We start from the raw sequence: 17,695 nt of genomic DNA on the forward strand, positions 1-17,695 counted from the left end.
CCGCAACCGGACCCACCCCGCCTTCGAAAGGTCTCCGCAATCTGTCGGAATGGCACGGCCTGCTCTGGGTGGGTGTCGATGGGGTCAGATCCGTTTTCCGTCGGAAAAGGGATCTGACCCCCAGGAACGTCAACCCACTTCGTACAGCTCCAGCGGCAGGCCGTCGGGGTCGGCGAAGAAGGTGAAGCGGCGGCCGGTGTATTCGTCCACGCGGATCGGTTCGCACGCCACGCCATGCGCTGACAGGCGCTGGATGAACGGCTCCAGCGTGGCGACCCGGAACGCAAGGTGGCGTAGCCCCTGCGCTTCCGGACGGCTGGGACGGGGCGGTGGCGAGGGGAAAGAGAACAGTTCCAGCTGGCCGCCGTCGGGCAGGGCCAGGTCCAGTTTCCAGGAATCGCGCGCAGCGCGGTGGTTCTCGGCCAGCACGCGCAGGCCGAGGATGCGCACGTAGAAGTCCTTCGAGCGTGCGTAGTCGCTGCAGATCAGTGCGGCGTGGTGGATGCCCAGCAGGGCGTCGGAACCGGTGTTCATTGCAGAGTGTCCAGCCAGCGCTGGGCGATCTTCTGCGCCAGCGGGTACGGTTCGGGATCGTTGCGGTTGGTCAGCACGATCACGGTCAGGTGCTTTTCCGGGTGGCGCACGATCACGTTGCGGAAGCCGATGCTCTCGCCGCTGTGCCATTGCACCGGGCCGTTCAGGCGCCAGCCGAAACCGTAATGCGGCACGTCCGGTTCCGATGTGGCCGTGGCCGGGCTGAACATCGCGCGGCGCGAAGCCTTCGACAGCAGCCGGTCGTCATACAGCGCGGCGTCCCAGCGGGCGAGATCGTCCAGCGAGGAATAGATGCCGCCATCGCCGAGCACGGCGCTGGTGGTGCTCTGGTCGGTGCGCTGCCAGCGGCCGTCGATCCGGCTGTAGCCATAGGCGCGCGCGGCGACCGTGTCCACGCCGTCCTGGTGGGCCACGGTATGCGCCATGCCCAGCGGGCGGAAGATGCGTTGCTGCAGGAAGGTGGCGAAATCCTGGCCGGACGCGCGGCCGACGATCAGGGCCAGCAGCGCGTAGCCGCTGTTGCTGTAGCGGTACTGCGTGCCGGGTGCGAAATTCAGGTGGTCCTCGCGCGACAGCAGGGTCAGCACGTCGGCGTCATGCACCTGCCGCGTGTCAGCCGGGTCCATCAGGTCTTCGTAATCGAGCAGGCCGCTGGTGTGCGAGAGCAGTTGGCGGATCGTGATGGCCGCTGCAGCCGGCGGCAGTTCGGGCAGCCACTGTCGTGCAGGCTGATTCAACCCCAGCCGTCCATCCTCCACCAGCAGCAGCACCGCCGCAGCGGTGAACTGCTTGCTGACCGAGGCCAGCCGGAAGTTGCTGGCGGCAGTGACCGCAGTACCGTCCTCCACCACTGCCAGGCCGTAGCCACGGCGGAACACCGGCTGCCCGTCATGCAGCACCAGCACGGCGGCGCCGGGCACCCGGCCATCGTAGGCCTGCATCAGGCCGTCGATGCCCGCATCCGGTGGGGTCAGCACCGGCGCGGCGGAGCCCGCCACTGGCAGCAGGCCCAGCACGACGGCGAACAGGGCGACGGCAGGGCGCATGGCGGCTCCGGAGGGGTCAGGGTGAAGGGGCTGGTGTGGCGCTGGCGGGCTGCGCCATCCAGCGTTCCATCTTGCGGCCCAGCACGTCCAGCGGCATGGAGCCGTCCTTCAGCAGTTCGGCGTGGAAACGGCGCAGGTCAAAGGCGGCGCCCTGGCGTTCCTTGGCCTTGTCGCGCAGAGCGACGATGGTGGTCAGGCCCGCCACGTTGGACAGCGCTTGGCCGGGCTGGGCCATGATCCGCTCGACTTCGGCGTTGGCGTCGTCGCTGCTCATGTCCACGGTCTTCTGCAGGTAGGTGACGGCCTGCTGCTTGCTCCAACCCTGTGCGTTCACGCCGGTGTCGGCCACTACGCGGGCGGCGCGCAGCAGGCGCGAATACAGGTAGCCGATGCGGTCGTAGGGATCGGTGTAGATGCCCAGGTTCTCACCCAGCGTTTCGGCATACAGGCCCCAGCCTTCGACGAAGGCGAGATCGCCACCGAGGCGGCGGAAGCGTGGCAGCTTGGCCAGTTCCTGCTGCAGGCCCAGCTGCACGTGGTGGCCGGGAATCGCTTCATGCAGGTACTGCACCGGCACGTTCCAGCGCTTGCGGCTGGGCAGGTCGCGGGTGTTCACGTACAACACGGCCGGTTGTCCGGCTGCGGACGGCTGATAGGCCGCTGCCGCGGCGGTGAGCGCACGCTCCGGTTCCACCGCACGGACGTCCAGTGCGGACTTCGGCAGCGTATCGAGCACCTGCGGCAGGCGTGCGTTGACCTGCTGCTGCACCTGGCGGTAGCGGTTGATCAATGCGTTGGCGTCACCGTACTGGAACTGGCGGTCGTTGCGCATGCTGCGCAGCAGCTTGGTCGGCGTGCCGCGCAGCTTGGCATCCTTCATCACGGTGGCAATCTGCGCCTGCAGCTCCTGCACGCGTTTCTCGCCCAGCGCGTGCAGTTGCGCGGCGCTCTGGTCGCTGGCGGTGGTCTGCATGATCAGGCTGGCGTACCAGGCCTGGCCATCGGGCAGCGCGCCCAGGCCGCTGCTGGTGCGCGTGGCCGGCAGGTATTCGGTGGCGATGAAGCCGCGCAGGGCGCGGTAGGCCGGCATGATGCGCAGCTCGATCATGCGCTTGTACTCGGCGCTGATGCGCGCCTTGTCCTCCGCCCCGATGGTGTTGGGCATGGTGCGGATCGGCGACCAGAAGATGCTCTCTTCGGCAGTCGGCTTGATCACCGCATCCAGCTGCGGCAGCACCTTCTCCATCAGGTCGCGGGGCTGCACCACGCCGGCCCTCATGCCCTGGCGCATGTTGTCGATGGCCTGGTCGAACAGCTCGGGAATGCCCAGCGAGCGGCGCGACCAGGTGTCGTAGTCCTGCACGGTGTTGAACGGCTGCGCGCCGGCACCTGAGCCGAGGATCGCCATGATGCTGCCGATGTTGTAGTACTGGCTGATCGGCATCATCCAGCTCGGGTAACGCTCGGCAGCCAGCGAGGCGCGCGCGTCGCGCACGAAGATCTCGTAGCTGAGCAGGTCCTGGCCCTGCAGGCCGTCACTGCCGAGCTTCTCGACCTTGCCCAGCCACTGCGTGGTGAAGTCGTGCGACTGCTGGCGCCAGGCGGCGGACAGGATGTTGGGCAGCTGGTCGTTGTAGCGGGCCTCGCCCTGGAAGGTCGCCTGCAGCGGATTCAACCGCATCGAGGCATCCCAGTATTCGTCGTACAGGCGCTCCAGCTGCACCTGCTTGGGTACGGCCCGGGCCGGGGCGACCGGGCGGGGCGCGGCGCGGCGCGCCGAGCTGCCACGCGCTGGCGCGGTGGCGCGGGCGGGCCTGGCCTTGGGCTTGGCAGCCTGGCGGGTCTGCGCGGCGGCAGGGCGGCTTGCCTTTTTCTTCGCTGCTTCGGCCGACGGCACGGCACTGAACAGGAACAACGCGGCAATGGCGGCGGCCAGGGCGCGGGTGGGATGCGGCATCAGGAGCTTCCGTGGAACACAGACCGTGGAGCTTGCACGATCCGGCCGCGTACGGCCAGCGTGAAGGCGCAGTCAGCTTTTTGCCGCTGGGGCTTCAGTCAGCCGCGGCCGCGGCGCGCAGCGCGGCGGCCCTGTCGGCGCCCAGGTAGCGGGTGATCGCGCGCCGCATCAGGTACAGCAACGGGATCAATGCGATCGCAAAGCCCATCTTGTAGATGTAGTTGACGCTGCTGACGGCCAGGAACAGCGACGTCGGCCAGTGCTGCGGGCCGAGCACGAAGGCGATCCAGATCACCACGAAGCTGTCCACCACCTGGGAGATCGCGGTGGATCCGGTCGCACGCAGCCACACGTGGCGCTCGCCGGTGGCCTGGCGGATGCGATGGAACACCGCCACGTCGATCAGCTGGCCGAGCAGGAAGGCCACCAGCGAACCGGCGATGGTCCACATGCCCTGGCCGAACACCGCGGCGAATGCCGCCTGGTAGTCCGGCACGCCGTGGCCGTCCATCGAGGTGACCCACCAGCTGGCCGGAGCCAGCGAGATCGCTGCGAAGGCGAACAGGAAGCCATAGGCGATCAGCACAACGGCCAACCACGAGATGAAGCGCACGCCGCGCTTGCCGAAAAACTCGTTGATCGTGTCGGTCATGATGAACACCACCGGCCACAGCAGGGTACCGGCGGTGAAGCTGAGCGAGCCGGTCTGGCCAAACAGGTTCCAGTTCAGCGGATCGATGCCCAGGGTGTCTTCCAGCGCGAAGATCTTCACCCCGATCAGCTCGGCCAGCACAGCGTTGCCGCAGAAGAACGCGGCCAGCACGATGAACAGCAGGACCGCGCGGTCCTGCAGCGGGCGCTCGATCGGCGCCGGTGTCATTCGGTGCGTTCGCCAGTGCGTTCGCCGGCGCGGGTGAACGGCACGCTGGATGGTGCCACGGCACCGCCGGAGATGATGAAGCTCATGGCCTGATCGACGGTCCAGTCGGTCGGGGTCAGCAGTTCCACCGGCACGATTTCCAGATAGCCCGAGGTCGGGTTCGGCGTGGTCGGTACATACACCGCGGCCAGCTCACGGTCGGTGCCGTGTTCCTTGATCACGCGGGTGACCAGGCCGACCGATTTCATGTCGCGATGCGGGAAGTCGATCAGCACCACGCGCTGGGTGCTGCCCGGTTCGGTCTGCAGCATGTCCAGCAGCTTCTTGGCGCTGTCGTAGATGATGCTGGCCAACGGAATACGCTTGATGACCGCGCCGACCCAGCGCAGCAGGCGCTGGCCGAGCACGCGGCGGCTGGCCACGCCCACCGCCAGGATCACCAGCAGGGTGGCCAGCAGGGCGATGGTGTCCTGGATCCACTCGGCGCGGACCCAGCCCAGATAGTGCGGGAAGCTGGTTGCGATCTGTTCGGACAGCGGCACCACCAGCGGGCTGGAAATACCCGACAGCAGCACGAACACGAACTTGACCACGACCCAGGTCAGCCAGATCGGCAGCAGGGTCAGCAGGCCGGTCAGGAACAGGCGCTGCAGGGAGGGGCGGGGGACCAGGGCGGGGGCTTCGAGCGACATGCGCGCATTGTAGCGGTCACGGCCGGTCGATTACGCTGGGGAATCGACTGCGGCAACGGCACATGGAAGGGAAGCTGTGTTGAAGATTCTGCGCGGACTGGGCTGGACCCTGGCAGGCCTGCTGGTGCTGGCCATCGTGGTGTGGTGCGCCTCGCGCATGTGGCCGGTGCCCGAATCGCGCCTGCAGGCGCAGCAGCGACTGGAAGCACGCCTGCCGGTGAGCGGCCGCAATGGATATGCACTGTTGTGGACGCTGCCGTTCGACGATCTGGATGCCCAGCAGCGCGAGCAGGCGCTGGCCGAGGATGTACGGCGCTGGGAAGCCGATGCACATGGCGGAAGCAGCGGCCGGACACACCTGGTAGCCAACCATGCCGAGCTGCACTCGCGGCCCGGGGCCAGTTGCGGGCCGGCCGCCAGCGGCTGTCTCGCCCAGGTCCGCGCGGACCCGCAACGCTTCGTGGAGGCCCACGCCGGGCACCAGCAGTTGCATGCGCGGCTGGATCAGCTGGCCGACGCCGACTACTTCGCGTCGCCGTTCCCGCCGAAGGGCGAGGGCATTCTGGTCCCGTTGCCGGCCTATGGCGTAGTGATGGACGCCACCAGTGCACGCGCGCTGGCCTATGTGCAGGGTGACATTGACGGTGCCCTGCGTGGTGCCTGCCGTGGCCTGCAGCTGGGCCGGCGGCTGGTGCCCGGCAGCAGTTATCTGGTCGAGAGCATCATCGGTGCCAGCCTGGCGCAGGCCAATGCCCAGCTGCTGGCCGACATGCTGGTTGAACTGCCTGCCGACCACCCCCTGCCGGCCGAGTGCGAACAGGCCATGCAGCCGTTGCGGGCCGAGGAACAGAGCCTGTGCCGTGCGATGCAGGGCGAGTACGCGATGAGCCGGGCGGCGATCGAGTCCTCGGCCCGGGAATTTGGTGGCGTCCTGGTGCTGGATCGGAGCAGCACGTTGGCGCGCGTGGCCGGCAATCTTGGCTGGGCCTGTGGCGCGGCAGCCACAGCAGCGCTGGAAACGGATCGCCCGTTGCCAGTGCCGGCGCCACCGCAGCATGACTTCGGTTGCCTGTCGAACGTCATGGGCTGCGTGCTGACCGATATCGCCGCGCCAATCTATCCTGCCTATTCGTCACGGCCACAGGATGCCGCGGCGATGGTGCGGCTGCTGGGGGCGCAGCGTTGGCTGCGGCAGCAGACGGACGATCCGGTGCACGCCCTGCAGCGGCTGCCGGCGCAGTTCCGCTCACCGGTGCGGTCGCCGCAGCTGTCCGCCGATGGCCACCATCTGCAGGTGCCGCGGCGCTCTCCATCGCGCAGCGCTGATGAGAACCCGTGGCTGACGGTACCGCTGCAGGCGGAGCCAGCTTCGGCTGCGTTGGCGCGCGATTGAGGCGCGCTCAGCGTGCGTGTGGCTTCAACCGCAGGTAGACCTGCTTGCGCACCTGGGCGACCACTTCGCCGCTCTCATCGACCACGTCGTTGCTGAACCAGCGCAGCACCTTCTCACCACTGGCTGCTTCCGTGCGCAGTTCATCCAGCAGCGCGTCGTCGATGCGGAATGACGTGCGTACGGTGCCGCGGCCGGGCTTGAGGAAGTCGATGGCGCCTGCTCGGTCCCACACGTAGTAGTCGCGCCCGAGGATGTGCAGCAGGCCCAGCATCCAGAATGGATCGGTCATCGCGAACAGGCTGCCGCCAAAGTGCGTGCCGACGTAGTTGCGGTTCCATGGCCGCAGGCGCAGCTCGACATCTATCTGCCGGTAGTCCGGCGTGATGCGGGTGACATGGATGCCGGTGAACAGGAACGGTGGCCAGAGATTGATACCGAAGCGGAACAGGTGGGCGTTCATGCGGGTGCGGGGACGCAGGGCGAGGCGCCCAGTCTAGCCATTCGCATGCGTATGTTGCACCCCGGCGGCGGCGAGGGTCACGCTTTGTCGTCGATCACATACCCGTCGCGGCCGTTGGCCTTGGCCTGGTACAACGCGGCGTCGGCGCCTTCAACGAAATGATGCGGTTGCAGCGTGCCGTCAGGCACGCGGGTGAACACGCCGATGGTGAGGGTGACGGCACCGTCGCTGCCATCACCGGGGGCCGGCAGTGCACGCACGCAGGCGATCAGGTCCTCGATGACCTGGCGTGCGCCTTCGGCCGGGGTATCCGGCAGCACCAGTGCGAACTCATCGCCACCGTAGCGCGCGGCCATGTCGCGTGGGCGCCGCGCATGCGCACCGATCAGCCGTGCAACATCGCGCAGCACGCGGTCGCCGACCTGATGCCCGTGGCGGTCGTTGTGGCGCTTGAAATGGTCGACGTCGATCAGTGCCAGGCTCAAGGACCTGCCACTGCGGCGCGCGGCATCGCATTCCTGCTGCAGTGACTGCTCGAAACGCAGGCGATTGCCGAGGCCGGTCAGCGCATCACGGTTGGCCTGGCGGTGCCAGGCCGAGATCCGCCAGATCGCCCAGGACAGCAGCACCAGCAGGATGCCCAGCATTGCGCTTGCCGGTGCCCACCACAGGTCACCGGCACGCAACAGCAACCAGCTCAGCAGCGGTGGAAGCGGCAGCGAGCACAGTGCGGCAAGCCATGGCAGGCGCAGGCCGAGCAGGAGCACGCACAACGCGGCCAGCACGCCGCTGATGGCGTGCTGCCAGAGGCGTGGCAGCAGATCGATCTGCTTGTGCTGCAGCAGCATCGACGCGATGTTGGCCTGGTATTCACTGCCGCTCATCCAGTACTCGCGGGTGGTCGGGGTCAACAGCCGCGGTGCGATGCCGCTGGCCGTCATGCCCACCACGATGCGGCGGCCATGCAGCATCGCCGTGTCCACGTGACCATCAAGTACGTCGGCATAGGACACCTGCGGCAGGCGCTCGGGCGGCCCCGCATAGCGCACGCGTACGTAGTCGTCGCGTCGCCACTGATAGGGCGAACCGATCTGCGGATCGGGATCGGGCAGGCCGTGCACCGTGCCCGGCGGCAGGTCGGCCAGCGCCAGGCCCAATGCCGGCCAATGGGCCTTGCCGATGCCCGCATGCAGATACACACCGCGCGCGACGCCATCGCCGTCCACTTCCACATCGGTATGGCCGATTGCCGCAGCACTGCTCGCGATCTGCGGAATCGGCAGCATTTCCTCGGCCATGCGGTCGCCGGCGGCCGGCGCCGCCAGCACTGGCAGCACCACCCGGCCACTGCGGCGGATCGCTGTGGCCAGTTCATCGTCCTGCTGGCTGTCGCGTCGATCCGGCTCAGACAGCATCAGGTCCAGTGCGATGCGCTCGGCGCCGGCGTCGGTCAGCCGGTCCAGCAGGCGCGCATGGACCGAACGGGGCCAGGGCCATTGGCCGATGCGCTGCAGGCTGCCCTCGTCGATGGCCACGATCAGCACGCTGGGGTCGGGGCGGTACTCCCAATTCCCAACCATGGCGTCATAGGCGGCTTCGTCCTGGCGCCACAGCCACTGGCCGTGGCTGGCGATCACTGTCAGCACGCCGGCCAGCAGTGCCAGCAGAATCCGCTTCGACCACGGCAGCGGCGAGCGCCTCATAACAACAGCAACAGCAGCAGGGCGCCGCCACCAGCGCCGTAGCACAGACGGCAAGGCAGCTTGATCTGCTGGGCCGGCGAGTACTCACCCGCATGCCCGTCGTCGTCGATGTACTGCACGCGCACATGCAGGGTGCCGCTCCACGGCTGCTTGAAGCTGACCTGCGGCTCGCTTACGGTCTGGTCGACCAGGGGGGCCCGGAAGTCGCCTCGACGGTCCACCTGCACCCGGTACCGCTGGCCTTCGCTGCCGGCCTGCCAGCGGAGGGTCAGTTCGCCACGCGTGGCCTCAGGCGGCTGCAGGGCCGGGTCGACCGGTTCATTGCTCAGTTGCAAGGGCAGGGCCTGGCCATAGCGGCCCTGGTGGCCGTTGCCATCGCGCGAGGCCACCCGCCAGAAGTACTGGCCGGGCGGCAGCGGCTGCGCCAGGCGCAGGTCGGTGCCCGGGGTGCTTTGTTCCTGCAGCGGTTGCTCGAAGTTCGGCTCGGCGGCAATCTGCAGCACGCTGCTGCGCGCACCGGGCGCCTGGCTCCAACGGAAGCGCGGTCGGTCGCTGTTGATGGTCTGCCCGTGCAGCGGGGCCACCGTCAGTGGCGGCGGGGGCTGGTCGCCGAGTTCGAAATCGGCGCTGGCGTCGAGGCCTTCCACACCCTGCGCATCCACGGCGCGCAACAGGATGCGCAACTGGCCGGGGGGCAGGTCGCCGATCGCCAGCCGGGTATCGGTGGTGGTGGCGGCAAACAGCAGGATTTCCGGCGTTGCCGACAGCACCACTTCAACGCGGTAGCGGGCGGCGCCGTCGACGGGGTCCCAGGCGAGGAGGGCCGGCAAGGGCGCCAGGCGCATGCCGTCGCTGCGCAGCTGCGGTGCTGGAAGAAGGGCGGAGACAGCATCCGGCGCCGTATCGGCGCTGCTGCTGAGGCTGGCCTGTCCAGGCTGGACCAGGCGCTTGCCGTAGATGTTGCCGACCTGCACCTTGCCCTGCAGCACTTCGGTGGCAGCCACGTGGCCGGCGTCACCGGCGCTGACCCGGAATACGGTACCGCGTACGCTGCTGGTCGCCGTAGGTGCATCGATGATGTAGCGCGAGGCGGGGCCACGGGCAGGCGTCACCCGGTTGCTGGCGCGGCCCTGCTGGAGGCGCACGCGGGTATCGACCATGCCGGTGTGGCCGTAACGGCTGAGCTGGTCCAGGCGCAGCCGGGAATGCTCGCGCAGCTGCAGGCGGGAAGCGTCGGCGAATTCAAGCGTGACGCTGGAGTCGCCCTCGGTCTGCACGGTGTCACCGATGCGAAGCTGTTCCCCGGCCAGTAGCGCGCGCGTGGCGCTGCCATCGGCGCCGGACAGTTCGACCTTGCCCCTTACCGACAGCACGCGGGCGGGGGCTGGTTCGATGCGCAGCCAGCTGATCGGGAAGCGCAGCAGCTGCCCCGGCGGCAGCTGGTAGGGGTTGTCGATGCGGTTGTGCTGTTGCAGCTGCTGCCAGCGTACCGAGGGCTTGAGATACAGGCCACCCAGGTCCCACAGGGTATCGCCGGGACGGACCCGGTAGTTCCAGTCCTGGGCCGCGGCAATGGCCGGCAGGAAGAGAAGAGCGCAGAGCAGCGCGCCCTGGAAGCGCATGGCGAACGACAGCGAGCGGACGAAGGTCACAGTTTGCAATCCCGGCAATGCGGGGGCGCAGCTGCAAGACCCCATGGCCCCGACCTCATCCCCCCGAACGGATCGTGGCGGCCGCACGGCCGCCATCCAGTGCATTATTGCCCGCGTTCAGTGCAGGGATTCTGAACGAGGACCGCTCCCGTTCAGAACAGCAGCGAGGCCATCCGGCGACGGTACTGGCCGACCAGGTCCTCGTCGGAGATCACATTGAAGGCGTCGATCAGGGCCTTGCGCGGCAGCCCTTCCTCGAACGTGCGGTCGATCCGCAGCATTTCCAGGAACTGGGCCAACGCAGCTTCGTCATGGCCCCCGAGCAACAGTTGCACGCCGCGCAGATGGCGGGCCTTGAGGTCCTTGCCATCGGCGGCGATGCGGGCGTCCAGCACTTCAGCGGCCGGGGCATCCTTCAGCGCGGCGGCGAAGGCCAGGCGGGCGCGGGCACGCACGGCGCGGTCGTCGGTGGCCAGATTGGCGGGCAGGCCGTCGATCAGGGTGCCGGCTTCGTCCACGCCACCGATCTGCAGCAGGGCCAGGGCCAGGTCGAGCTTCAGTTCGTCCTTGTCCGGCTCGGCGGCGATCTGGGCACGCAGCACATCGACCTGCGCCTGCGGGTCCAGCGGGGCGTCATCTTCGGGCGCGGCGTCGCCGACATCGGCCGGCACGATGCCGTGCTGGGCCAGGAACTCACGCAGCTGGCCTTCCGGAATCGCGCCCGGGAAGCCATCCACCAGCTGGCCGCCCTTGACGAGGAACACGGTCGGCACCGAGCGGATCTGGAAGGCCGCTGCGATCTGCTGTTCCTTGTCGACATCGACCTTGGCCAGTTCGAAGGCGCCGTTGTACTCGGCGGCCAGTTTTTCCAGCATTGGCCCCAGGGTCTTGCACGGCCCGCACCAGGTGGCCCAGAAGTCGACCAGCACCGGCGTCTGCAGCGACTTCTGCAGGACTTCGGCCTCGAAGGTCGCAGTGGTGGCGTCGAATACGTAGGTCGTCTCGGTCATGGGGGGAGGCATCGTTTGGCGTCTGGAGTCCGATTCTATGGTGACGATCGATGCCGGTCTCAACCCGGGTTGTGGTAAATGCCTGACAATGCAGTCTTCCTGTCGCCGTACTTTCCGGAGTCTGCATGTCGTCCCTGTCCCCGTTGCTGCGCCTGCCTGGCGTGGTCGCCGCGCTGCTGTTTGTACTGGCGGTGATCGGTTTCGGCGCCGGCCTGGACGGCTACGCACAAGCCCGTCATCCGGTGGCACTGCTGGGCGCGCAGGGGGTGCCGCATTCGCTGGCCTTCAATCTGCTGGGCTTCGTGCTGCCGGGCCTGCTGGCGGCGATCATGGCCGAGTGCCTGCGCCGCAGGCTGCCGGCAACCGCCGGCTGGGCGCCACGGGTGGGCAGCCAGATGCTGCTGCTGGCCGGGTTGGCCTTCGCCGCGATGGGGTTGCTGCCGCTGGATGTGGATGACCTGCACGGGCCGGCCAGCCAACTGCATGCCAGCGCCTGGATGATCTGGGTGCTGGGTTTTGTCGCCGGAACCCTGCTGCTGGCCGTATCCGGTCTGCGCCAGGTGCATGGCCGCGCGCTGGGCGTACTGGCGCTGGGCTGCGGCATGCTGGCCGCGCTGGCCGCGTTTGCCCTGCAGGGCGTACTGCCGGCGCCGCTGGCACAACGGCTGGCGTTTGCGTGCTGGGCAGTCTGGCTGGGGGCGGCCCTGCCGCTGTCGCGCCCACGCTGAGACGCCTCCGGGGGCGTCGCGGCGCCTACCTCCGGCGGGCAGGATTGGAGACGTTTGCCGCACTGCGGTACGCTGTACCGCTTTGCCGCCGCATCCGCGTGTTCCATGACCAGCGCTGAAACCAACGCCTACGACCCGCAGCAGGTTGAATCCGCCGCCCAGCAATACTGGGACGCTACCCGTGCCTTCGAGGTCGACGAGACTTCGGACAAGCCGAAGTACTACTGCCTGTCGATGCTTCCGTACCCGTCCGGTGCGCTGCACATGGGCCACGTGCGCAATTACACGATTGGCGACGTGATCAGCCGCTACAAGCGCATGACCGGCCACAACGTGCTGCAGCCGATGGGCTGGGACGCGTTCGGCCTGCCGGCGGAAAACGCCGCGATCAAGAACAAGACCGCGCCGGCGGCGTGGACCTACAAGAACATCGACCACATGCGCAGCCAGCTGAAGTCGCTGGGCTACGCCATCGACTGGTCGCGCGAGTTCGCCACCTGCCGCCCGGAGTATTACGTCCACGAGCAGCGCATGTTCACCCGCCTGATGCGCAAGGGCCTGGCCTATCGCCGTAATGCGGTGGTGAACTGGGACCCGGTCGACCAGACCGTGCTGGCCAATGAGCAGGTCATCGACGGCCGCGGCTGGCGCTCGGGTGCCCTGGTCGAGAAGCGCGAGATCCCGCAGTGGTTCCTGCGCATCACCGACTATGCCCAGGAGCTGCTGGATGGCCTGGACGAGCTGGACGGCTGGCCGGAATCGGTCAAGACCATGCAGCGTAACTGGATCGGCCGTTCCGAAGGCCTGGAAATCCAGTTCGACGTGCGCGATGTCGACGGCAGCGCGCTGGACCCGCTGCGTGTGTTCACCACCCGCCCGGACACGGTGATGGGCGTGACCTTCGTGTCGATTGCCGCCGAACACCCGCTGGCGCTGCACGCGGCGAAGAACAATCCGGAACTGGCCGCGCTGCTGGTCGACCTGAAGCAGGGGGGGGTGTCCGAAGCCGAGCTGGAAACCCAGGAAAAGCGCGGCATGGATACCGGCCTGCGCGCGCTGCACCCGGTGACCGGCGAGCCGGTCCCGGTGTGGGTCGCCAACTTCGTGCTGATGGGCTACGGCACCGGCGCGGTGATGGCGGTGCCGGGCCATGACCAGCGCGACAATGAAGTGGCCAACAAGTACGGGCTGCCGATCAAGCAGGTCATCGCGCTGAAGGATCCGCGCACCGACGAAGAGCGCACCTGGGACGGCAGCCGTTGGCAGGACTGGTACAGCGACAAGAGCCGTGCCTTCGAGCTGGTCAACTCGGCCGAATTCGACGGCCTGGACTTCCAGGGCGCGTTCGAAGCGCTGGCCGAACGCTTCGAGCGCAAGGCCCAGGGCCAGCGCCGCGTCAACTACCGCCTGCGCGACTGGGGCGTGAGCCGCCAGCGCTACTGGGGCTGCCCGATTCCGGTGATCTACTGCGCCAAGTGCGGCGCGGTGCCGGTGCCGGAAGAACAACTGCCGGTGGTGCTGCCGGAGGACGTGGCGTTCTCGGGCACCGGTTCGCCGATCAAGACCGACCCGGAATGGCGCAAGACCACCTGCCCGGACTGCGGCGGTGCGGCCGAGCGCGAGACCGATACCTTCGACACCTTCATGGAATCGAGCTGGTATTACGCCCGCTACACCTCGCCGGGTGCCCGTGACGCTGTCGACAAGCGCGGCAACTACTGGCTGCCGGTGGACCAGTACATCGGTGGCATCGAGCACGCGATCCTGCACCTGATGTATTTCCGCTTCTACCACAAGCTGCTGCGCGACGCGCGGATGGTGGACAGCAACGAACCGGCGCGCAACCTGCTGTGCCAGGGCATGGTGATCGCCGAAACCTATTACCGCCCGAACCCGGACGGCTCGAAGGACTGGATCAATCCGGCCGATGTGGAAGTGCAGCGCGACGAGCGCGGCCGCATCACCGGCGCCACCCTGATCGCCGACGGCCAGCCGGTGGTGGTCGGTGGCACCGAGAAGATGTCCAAGTCGAAGAACAACGGCGTGGACCCGCAGGCGATGGTCGGCAAGTACGGCGCCGACACCGTGCGCCTGTTCTCGATGTTCGCCGCGCCGCCGGAGCAGTCGCTGGAGTGGAACGAGGCCGGCGTGGACGGGATGGCCCGCTTCCTCCGCCGCCTCTGGGCCCAGGTGCAGAAGCATGCCGCCGACGGCGCCGCCCCGGCGCTGGATGTTGCGGCACTGGACGCCAACCAGAAGGCGCTGCGCCGCAAGACCCACGAAACCATCGGCAAGGTCGGTGACGACTACGGCCGCCGCCACAGCTTCAACACCGCGATCGCTGCGGTGATGGAGTTGATGAACGCACTGGCCAAGTTCGAGGACGGCAGTGAGCAGGGCCGTGCGGTGCGCCAGGAAGCGCTGCAGGCCATCGTGCTGCTGCTGAACCCGATCACCCCGCATGCCAGCCACGCCCTGTGGCAGGTGCTGGGTCACGCGGAGACGCTGCTGGAAGACCAACCGTTCCCGCAGGCCGATGCCAGTGCGCTGGTGCGCGACGCGCTGACCCTGGCGGTGCAGGTCAACGGCAAGCTGCGTGGCACCATCGACGTGGCGGCCGACGCCGCGCGCGAGCAGGTGGAGGCACTGGCGCTGGCCGAGCCCAACGCGGCCAAGTTCCTGGAAGGCCTGACGGTGCGCAAGATCATCATCGTGCCGGGCAAGATCGTGAACATCGTCGCCGCCTGATGTATCCGCACCGGCGCCCGCGAGGTGGCCGGTGCCATTCCGGTGCAGGGCCAGGCGTCTGATGGCCCTGCATTCACGCGGCTTCGGGCAGGCTGTGTGTTGCCGTGATCGCCCGGCTCCGCCAGACTGTCTCCATGACCCGAATCCTGCTTGCCCTCGTTCTTGTCCTCGGCCTTGCCGGCTGCGGCTTCCATCTGCGCAACAAGCTGATGCTGCCCACCGACACCGCCCCGGTGAAGGTGGTATCCACCGCCCCGTACAGTGAACTGGTCAAGCTGCTCAACCGCAGCCTGCTGGCTTCCGGTGCCAGGCTGGCTGATGAGGACAGCAACGAACCCAGTACCCAGTTGCAGGTGCTGTCCGAGCGCTGGGGCGACCTGCCGATCGCCATCGACTCGCAGGGCCGCGCCCAGGAGTACAGCCTGCGCTATGCGGTGATCTTCATCTTCCGTCGCGAGGATGGCAGCGAACTGGTGCCGCAGCAGGTGATCGAGCTCTCGCGTGATTACGTGTCGCCACCGACCGACGCCACCGGTACCACCACCGAACGCGAGATCCTGGCCAACGAGCTGCGCCGGGAAATGTCCGCCTCGATCATCCGCCGCATCGACAGCGTGGTGCGTGCCGAGCTCGAGAAGGGCGGCAGCCTGTCGGCGCCGAAAGCCAAGCCGATTGAAGGCGCGGTACCGGCCGAGCCGGTCCCCGCAGCCAAGCACTGAGCCGCGCCATGGAACTGCGTCCGGAGCAGCTGGCCAGCCAGGGCGCTGATACCGCGCTGGCGCCGGTCTACCTGATTGCCGGCCCGGAAACCCTGCGTGTGCTGGAGGCAGCTGACGCCATCCGCGCACGCGCGCGCGCCGCCGGCATCGGCGAACGTGAAGTGTTCGACGCCGATGGCCGTGATTTCGACTGGAACCAGCTCGACGCCAGCTTCAACGCGCCCAGCCTGTTCAGTGCCCGCCGCCTGGTTGAGGTGCGCCTGCCCAGCGGCAAGCCTGGCAAGGACGGGGCCGAAGTGATCAGCCAGTTCTGTGCCAACCCGGCGCCGGACGTGGTGCTGATGATCACCGCAAGTGAATGGAGCAAGGCCCACCAGGGCAAGTGGGCCGAAGCGATCAACCGCATCGGCGTGCTGTCGGTGGCCTGGGCGGTCAAGCCGCATGAATTGCCGGACTGGATCGAGCGCCGCCTGCGTGGCAAGGGACTGCGTGCCGATCCTGCCGCCGTGCAGCGCCTGGCCGAGCGGGTGGAAGGCAATCTGCTGGCTGCTGCCCAGGAAATCGACAAGCTGGCGTTGCTGGCCGATGGCCAGCCGCTGGACGTGGAGCGCATGGAGTCGCTGGTGGCCGATGCCGCCCGCTATGACGTGTTCCGGCTGGTGGAAGCGGCCTTTTCCGGCCAACCGCCGGCGGTGCTGCGCATGCTGGCCGGACTGCGCGGCGAGGGCGAGGCGGTGGCTGCGCTGATGCCGATGGTGATCCGCGAGCTGCTGGCGGGCGCTGGCCTGGCCCGGGTGCAGGCCCGTGGCGGCAACCTGGCGGCTGAAATGAAATCGCGCGGTATCTGGGAATCGCGGCAGGCCCCCTACAAGCGCGCGCTGCAGCGGCATCCGGAAAGCAAGCGTTGGGAACGCTTCGTGGCCGAAGCCGGGCTGGTTGACCGCATCGCCAAGGGCCGCGCCGAGGGTGATGCCTGGCTGGCGCTGGAGCGCCTGCTGGTGGTGGTGGCCGAACCGCGTGCCGTGCGCCTGTTGGCGCGGGCCTGAGCAATGAGCCTGCGGATCTATTACGGGGGCACCTTCGATCCGGTGCACCTGGGGCACCTGGCGATCGCGCGTGCGGCCCGTGATGAACTGCAGGTCGCCGTGCGCCTGCTGCCGGCCGCCGATCCGCCGCACCGCGCGTTGCCCGGTGCCACCGCTGAGCAGCGCTGCACGATGTTGTCGCTGGCCATCGGCGACGAGCCGGGGCTGTTGTTGGACCGCCGCGAACTGGATCGTGCCGCCCGCTGCCCCGGTCGTCCGTCGTACACCGTCGACACCCTGCGCGAGCTGCGTGGCGAGCTGGGCCCGAGCCGGCCGCTGGCCTGGCTGGTGGGCGCCGACAGCCTGCTGGGCCTGTCCGGCTGGCACGAATGGGAGGCCCTGTTCGACCTGGCCCACTTCGTGGTGGCCGAACGGCCGGGCAGCCCGTTGCAGGCGTCGATCGATGGCGAGCTGGGGCGTGCCCTGCAAGGGCGCTGGGCCGACAATGAGCAGGCCCTGTTCACCAGCCCGGCCGGGCGCGTCCTGCGCCTGCACCACCCGCTGCGCGAGGAATCAGCCAGCGCCGTGCGCTCGCAGATTGCCGCTGGCGGTCCCTGGCGCGCACTGCTGCCACCGGCCGTGGCCGACTATGTCGCTGCACACGGGCTGTACCGCCCGGCTACGGCGTGAATGGCGCGGCCGCGCCATCCCCGTATAATCGCCCCCACGTTTATCGAGTCGATCCACTTTGAGCAACCAGACCCAGCCCCAGACCATCAAGGTCGATCTTCCCAGCCCGCCGCCGTCCGTGCCCGAACTGCTGGCCAGCGTCCGCCAAGCCACCGAAGACCTGAAGGCCAAGGACCTGGTCGAGATCGACGTGCGCGGCCGGTCCAGCGTTGCCGATTACATGATCGTCGTTTCGGGCACCTCGACCCGCCACGTCAAGTCGATTGCCGATGAAGTCGTGCGCTTCGCCAAGAACCTGGACGTGATGCCACTGGGCGTGGAAGGCGAGCGCGAGGCCGAGTGGGTGCTGGTCGACCTGGGCGACGTGATCGTCCACGTGATGCTGCCGCGCGTGCGTGAGTTCTACGCCCTCGAGCGCCTGTGGACCGTCGGCGACC

At 68.1% G+C, this 17,695-nt stretch carries 16 protein-coding genes; 7 read left to right on the forward strand and 9 right to left on the reverse strand.

All coding sequences use genetic code 11. The features are described 5' to 3' along the window. Window positions 1-129: 129 nt before the first annotated feature. The 5 genes from N5C25_RS17680 to N5C25_RS17700 all read right to left on the reverse strand — a co-directional run bounded on the left by N5C25_RS17680 (window position 130) and on the right by N5C25_RS17700 (window position 5,130). Window positions 130-534 carry a VOC family protein gene (locus N5C25_RS17680; RefSeq protein ID WP_251103127.1) on the reverse strand — a complete coding sequence of 135 codons (405 nt, stop codon included), beginning with the start codon at window positions 532-534 and terminating at the stop codon, window positions 130-132. Next, window positions 531-1,601 carry a serine hydrolase domain-containing protein gene (locus N5C25_RS17685; RefSeq protein WP_262213188.1) on the reverse strand — a complete coding sequence of 357 codons (1,071 nt, stop codon included), beginning with the start codon at window positions 1,599-1,601 and terminating at the stop codon, window positions 531-533. Before N5C25_RS17685 ends, N5C25_RS17680 begins: the two co-directional genes overlap by 4 nt. 16 nt (window positions 1,602-1,617) lie before the next feature. Further along, window positions 1,618-3,558: a DUF885 family protein gene (locus N5C25_RS17690; RefSeq protein ID WP_058982150.1), complete on the reverse strand. Its 1,941-nt coding sequence runs from the start codon at window positions 3,556-3,558 to the stop codon at window positions 1,618-1,620. Between the two features lie 94 nt (window positions 3,559-3,652). After that, complete coding sequence (locus tag N5C25_RS17695) at window positions 3,653-4,438, reverse strand: queuosine precursor transporter (protein ID WP_021204314.1); 786 nt, start codon at window positions 4,436-4,438, stop codon at window positions 3,653-3,655. Next, entirely contained in the window at window positions 4,435-5,130 is a 696-nt protein-coding gene (locus N5C25_RS17700) for a DUF502 domain-containing protein (RefSeq protein WP_005414135.1), read from the reverse strand. The genes N5C25_RS17695 and N5C25_RS17700 overlap by 4 nt, the downstream gene beginning before the upstream one ends. 76 nt (window positions 5,131-5,206) lie before the next feature. On the opposite strand from N5C25_RS17700, the gene N5C25_RS17705 reads away from it, so the two are divergent. After that, window positions 5,207-6,523 carry a hypothetical protein gene (locus tag N5C25_RS17705; protein WP_058982153.1) on the forward strand — a complete coding sequence of 439 codons (1,317 nt, stop codon included), beginning with the start codon at window positions 5,207-5,209 and terminating at the stop codon, window positions 6,521-6,523. Window positions 6,524-6,530: 7 nt separating this feature from the next. Here the strand turns inward: N5C25_RS17705 and N5C25_RS17710 are convergent, their stop codons facing one another. The 4 genes from N5C25_RS17710 to trxA all read right to left on the reverse strand — a co-directional run bounded on the left by N5C25_RS17710 (window position 6,531) and on the right by trxA (window position 11,348). Beyond that, window positions 6,531-6,983, reverse strand: coding sequence for a DUF4442 domain-containing protein (locus N5C25_RS17710; protein ID WP_019662120.1), 453 nt, complete (start codon window positions 6,981-6,983; stop codon window positions 6,531-6,533). Between the two features lie 77 nt (window positions 6,984-7,060). Beyond that, window positions 7,061-8,686: a CHASE2 domain-containing protein gene (locus tag N5C25_RS17715; RefSeq protein ID WP_058982155.1), complete on the reverse strand. Its 1,626-nt coding sequence runs from the start codon at window positions 8,684-8,686 to the stop codon at window positions 7,061-7,063. Beyond that, window positions 8,683-10,383: a FecR domain-containing protein gene (locus N5C25_RS17720; protein WP_345781924.1), complete on the reverse strand. Its 1,701-nt coding sequence runs from the start codon at window positions 10,381-10,383 to the stop codon at window positions 8,683-8,685. The genes N5C25_RS17715 and N5C25_RS17720 overlap by 4 nt, the downstream gene beginning before the upstream one ends. 107 nt (window positions 10,384-10,490) lie before the next feature. Then, window positions 10,491-11,348, reverse strand: coding sequence for a thioredoxin (gene trxA / locus N5C25_RS17725; RefSeq protein WP_019662117.1), 858 nt, complete (start codon window positions 11,346-11,348; stop codon window positions 10,491-10,493). A 125-nt stretch (window positions 11,349-11,473) separates the two neighbouring features. Here trxA and N5C25_RS17730 point away from each other — a divergent pair, with 125 nt between their 5' ends. The 6 genes from N5C25_RS17730 to rsfS form a co-directional block, all read left to right on the forward strand. Next, window positions 11,474-12,076, forward strand: a complete 603-nt coding sequence (locus tag N5C25_RS17730) for a DUF998 domain-containing protein (protein ID WP_279937491.1) — start codon at window positions 11,474-11,476, stop codon at window positions 12,074-12,076. Window positions 12,077-12,181: 105 nt separating this feature from the next. Then, on the forward strand, window positions 12,182-14,824 hold the full coding sequence (gene leuS, locus N5C25_RS17735; protein WP_058982202.1) for a leucine--tRNA ligase: 2,643 nt from the start codon (window positions 12,182-12,184) through the stop codon (window positions 14,822-14,824). 134 nt (window positions 14,825-14,958) lie between these two features. Then, complete coding sequence (gene lptE / locus N5C25_RS17740; protein ID WP_019662114.1) at window positions 14,959-15,543, forward strand: LPS assembly lipoprotein LptE; 585 nt, start codon at window positions 14,959-14,961, stop codon at window positions 15,541-15,543. 8 nt (window positions 15,544-15,551) lie between these two features. Then, window positions 15,552-16,589, forward strand: coding sequence for a DNA polymerase III subunit delta (gene holA, locus N5C25_RS17745; RefSeq protein WP_019662113.1), 1,038 nt, complete (start codon window positions 15,552-15,554; stop codon window positions 16,587-16,589). A 3-nt stretch (window positions 16,590-16,592) separates the two neighbouring features. Then, window positions 16,593-17,258: a nicotinate-nucleotide adenylyltransferase gene (gene nadD / locus N5C25_RS17750; RefSeq protein ID WP_058982161.1), complete on the forward strand. Its 666-nt coding sequence runs from the start codon at window positions 16,593-16,595 to the stop codon at window positions 17,256-17,258. 58 nt (window positions 17,259-17,316) lie between these two features. Continuing rightward, window positions 17,317-17,695 (forward strand): ribosome silencing factor (rsfS, locus tag N5C25_RS17755; protein WP_279746152.1); only part of this gene is annotated, 379 nt, incomplete at its 3' end.

It is taken from the genome of Stenotrophomonas sp. GD03958 (assembly GCF_029839005.1).
GTDB classification, from domain to species: Bacteria; Pseudomonadota; Gammaproteobacteria; order Xanthomonadales; family Xanthomonadaceae; genus Stenotrophomonas; species Stenotrophomonas hibiscicola.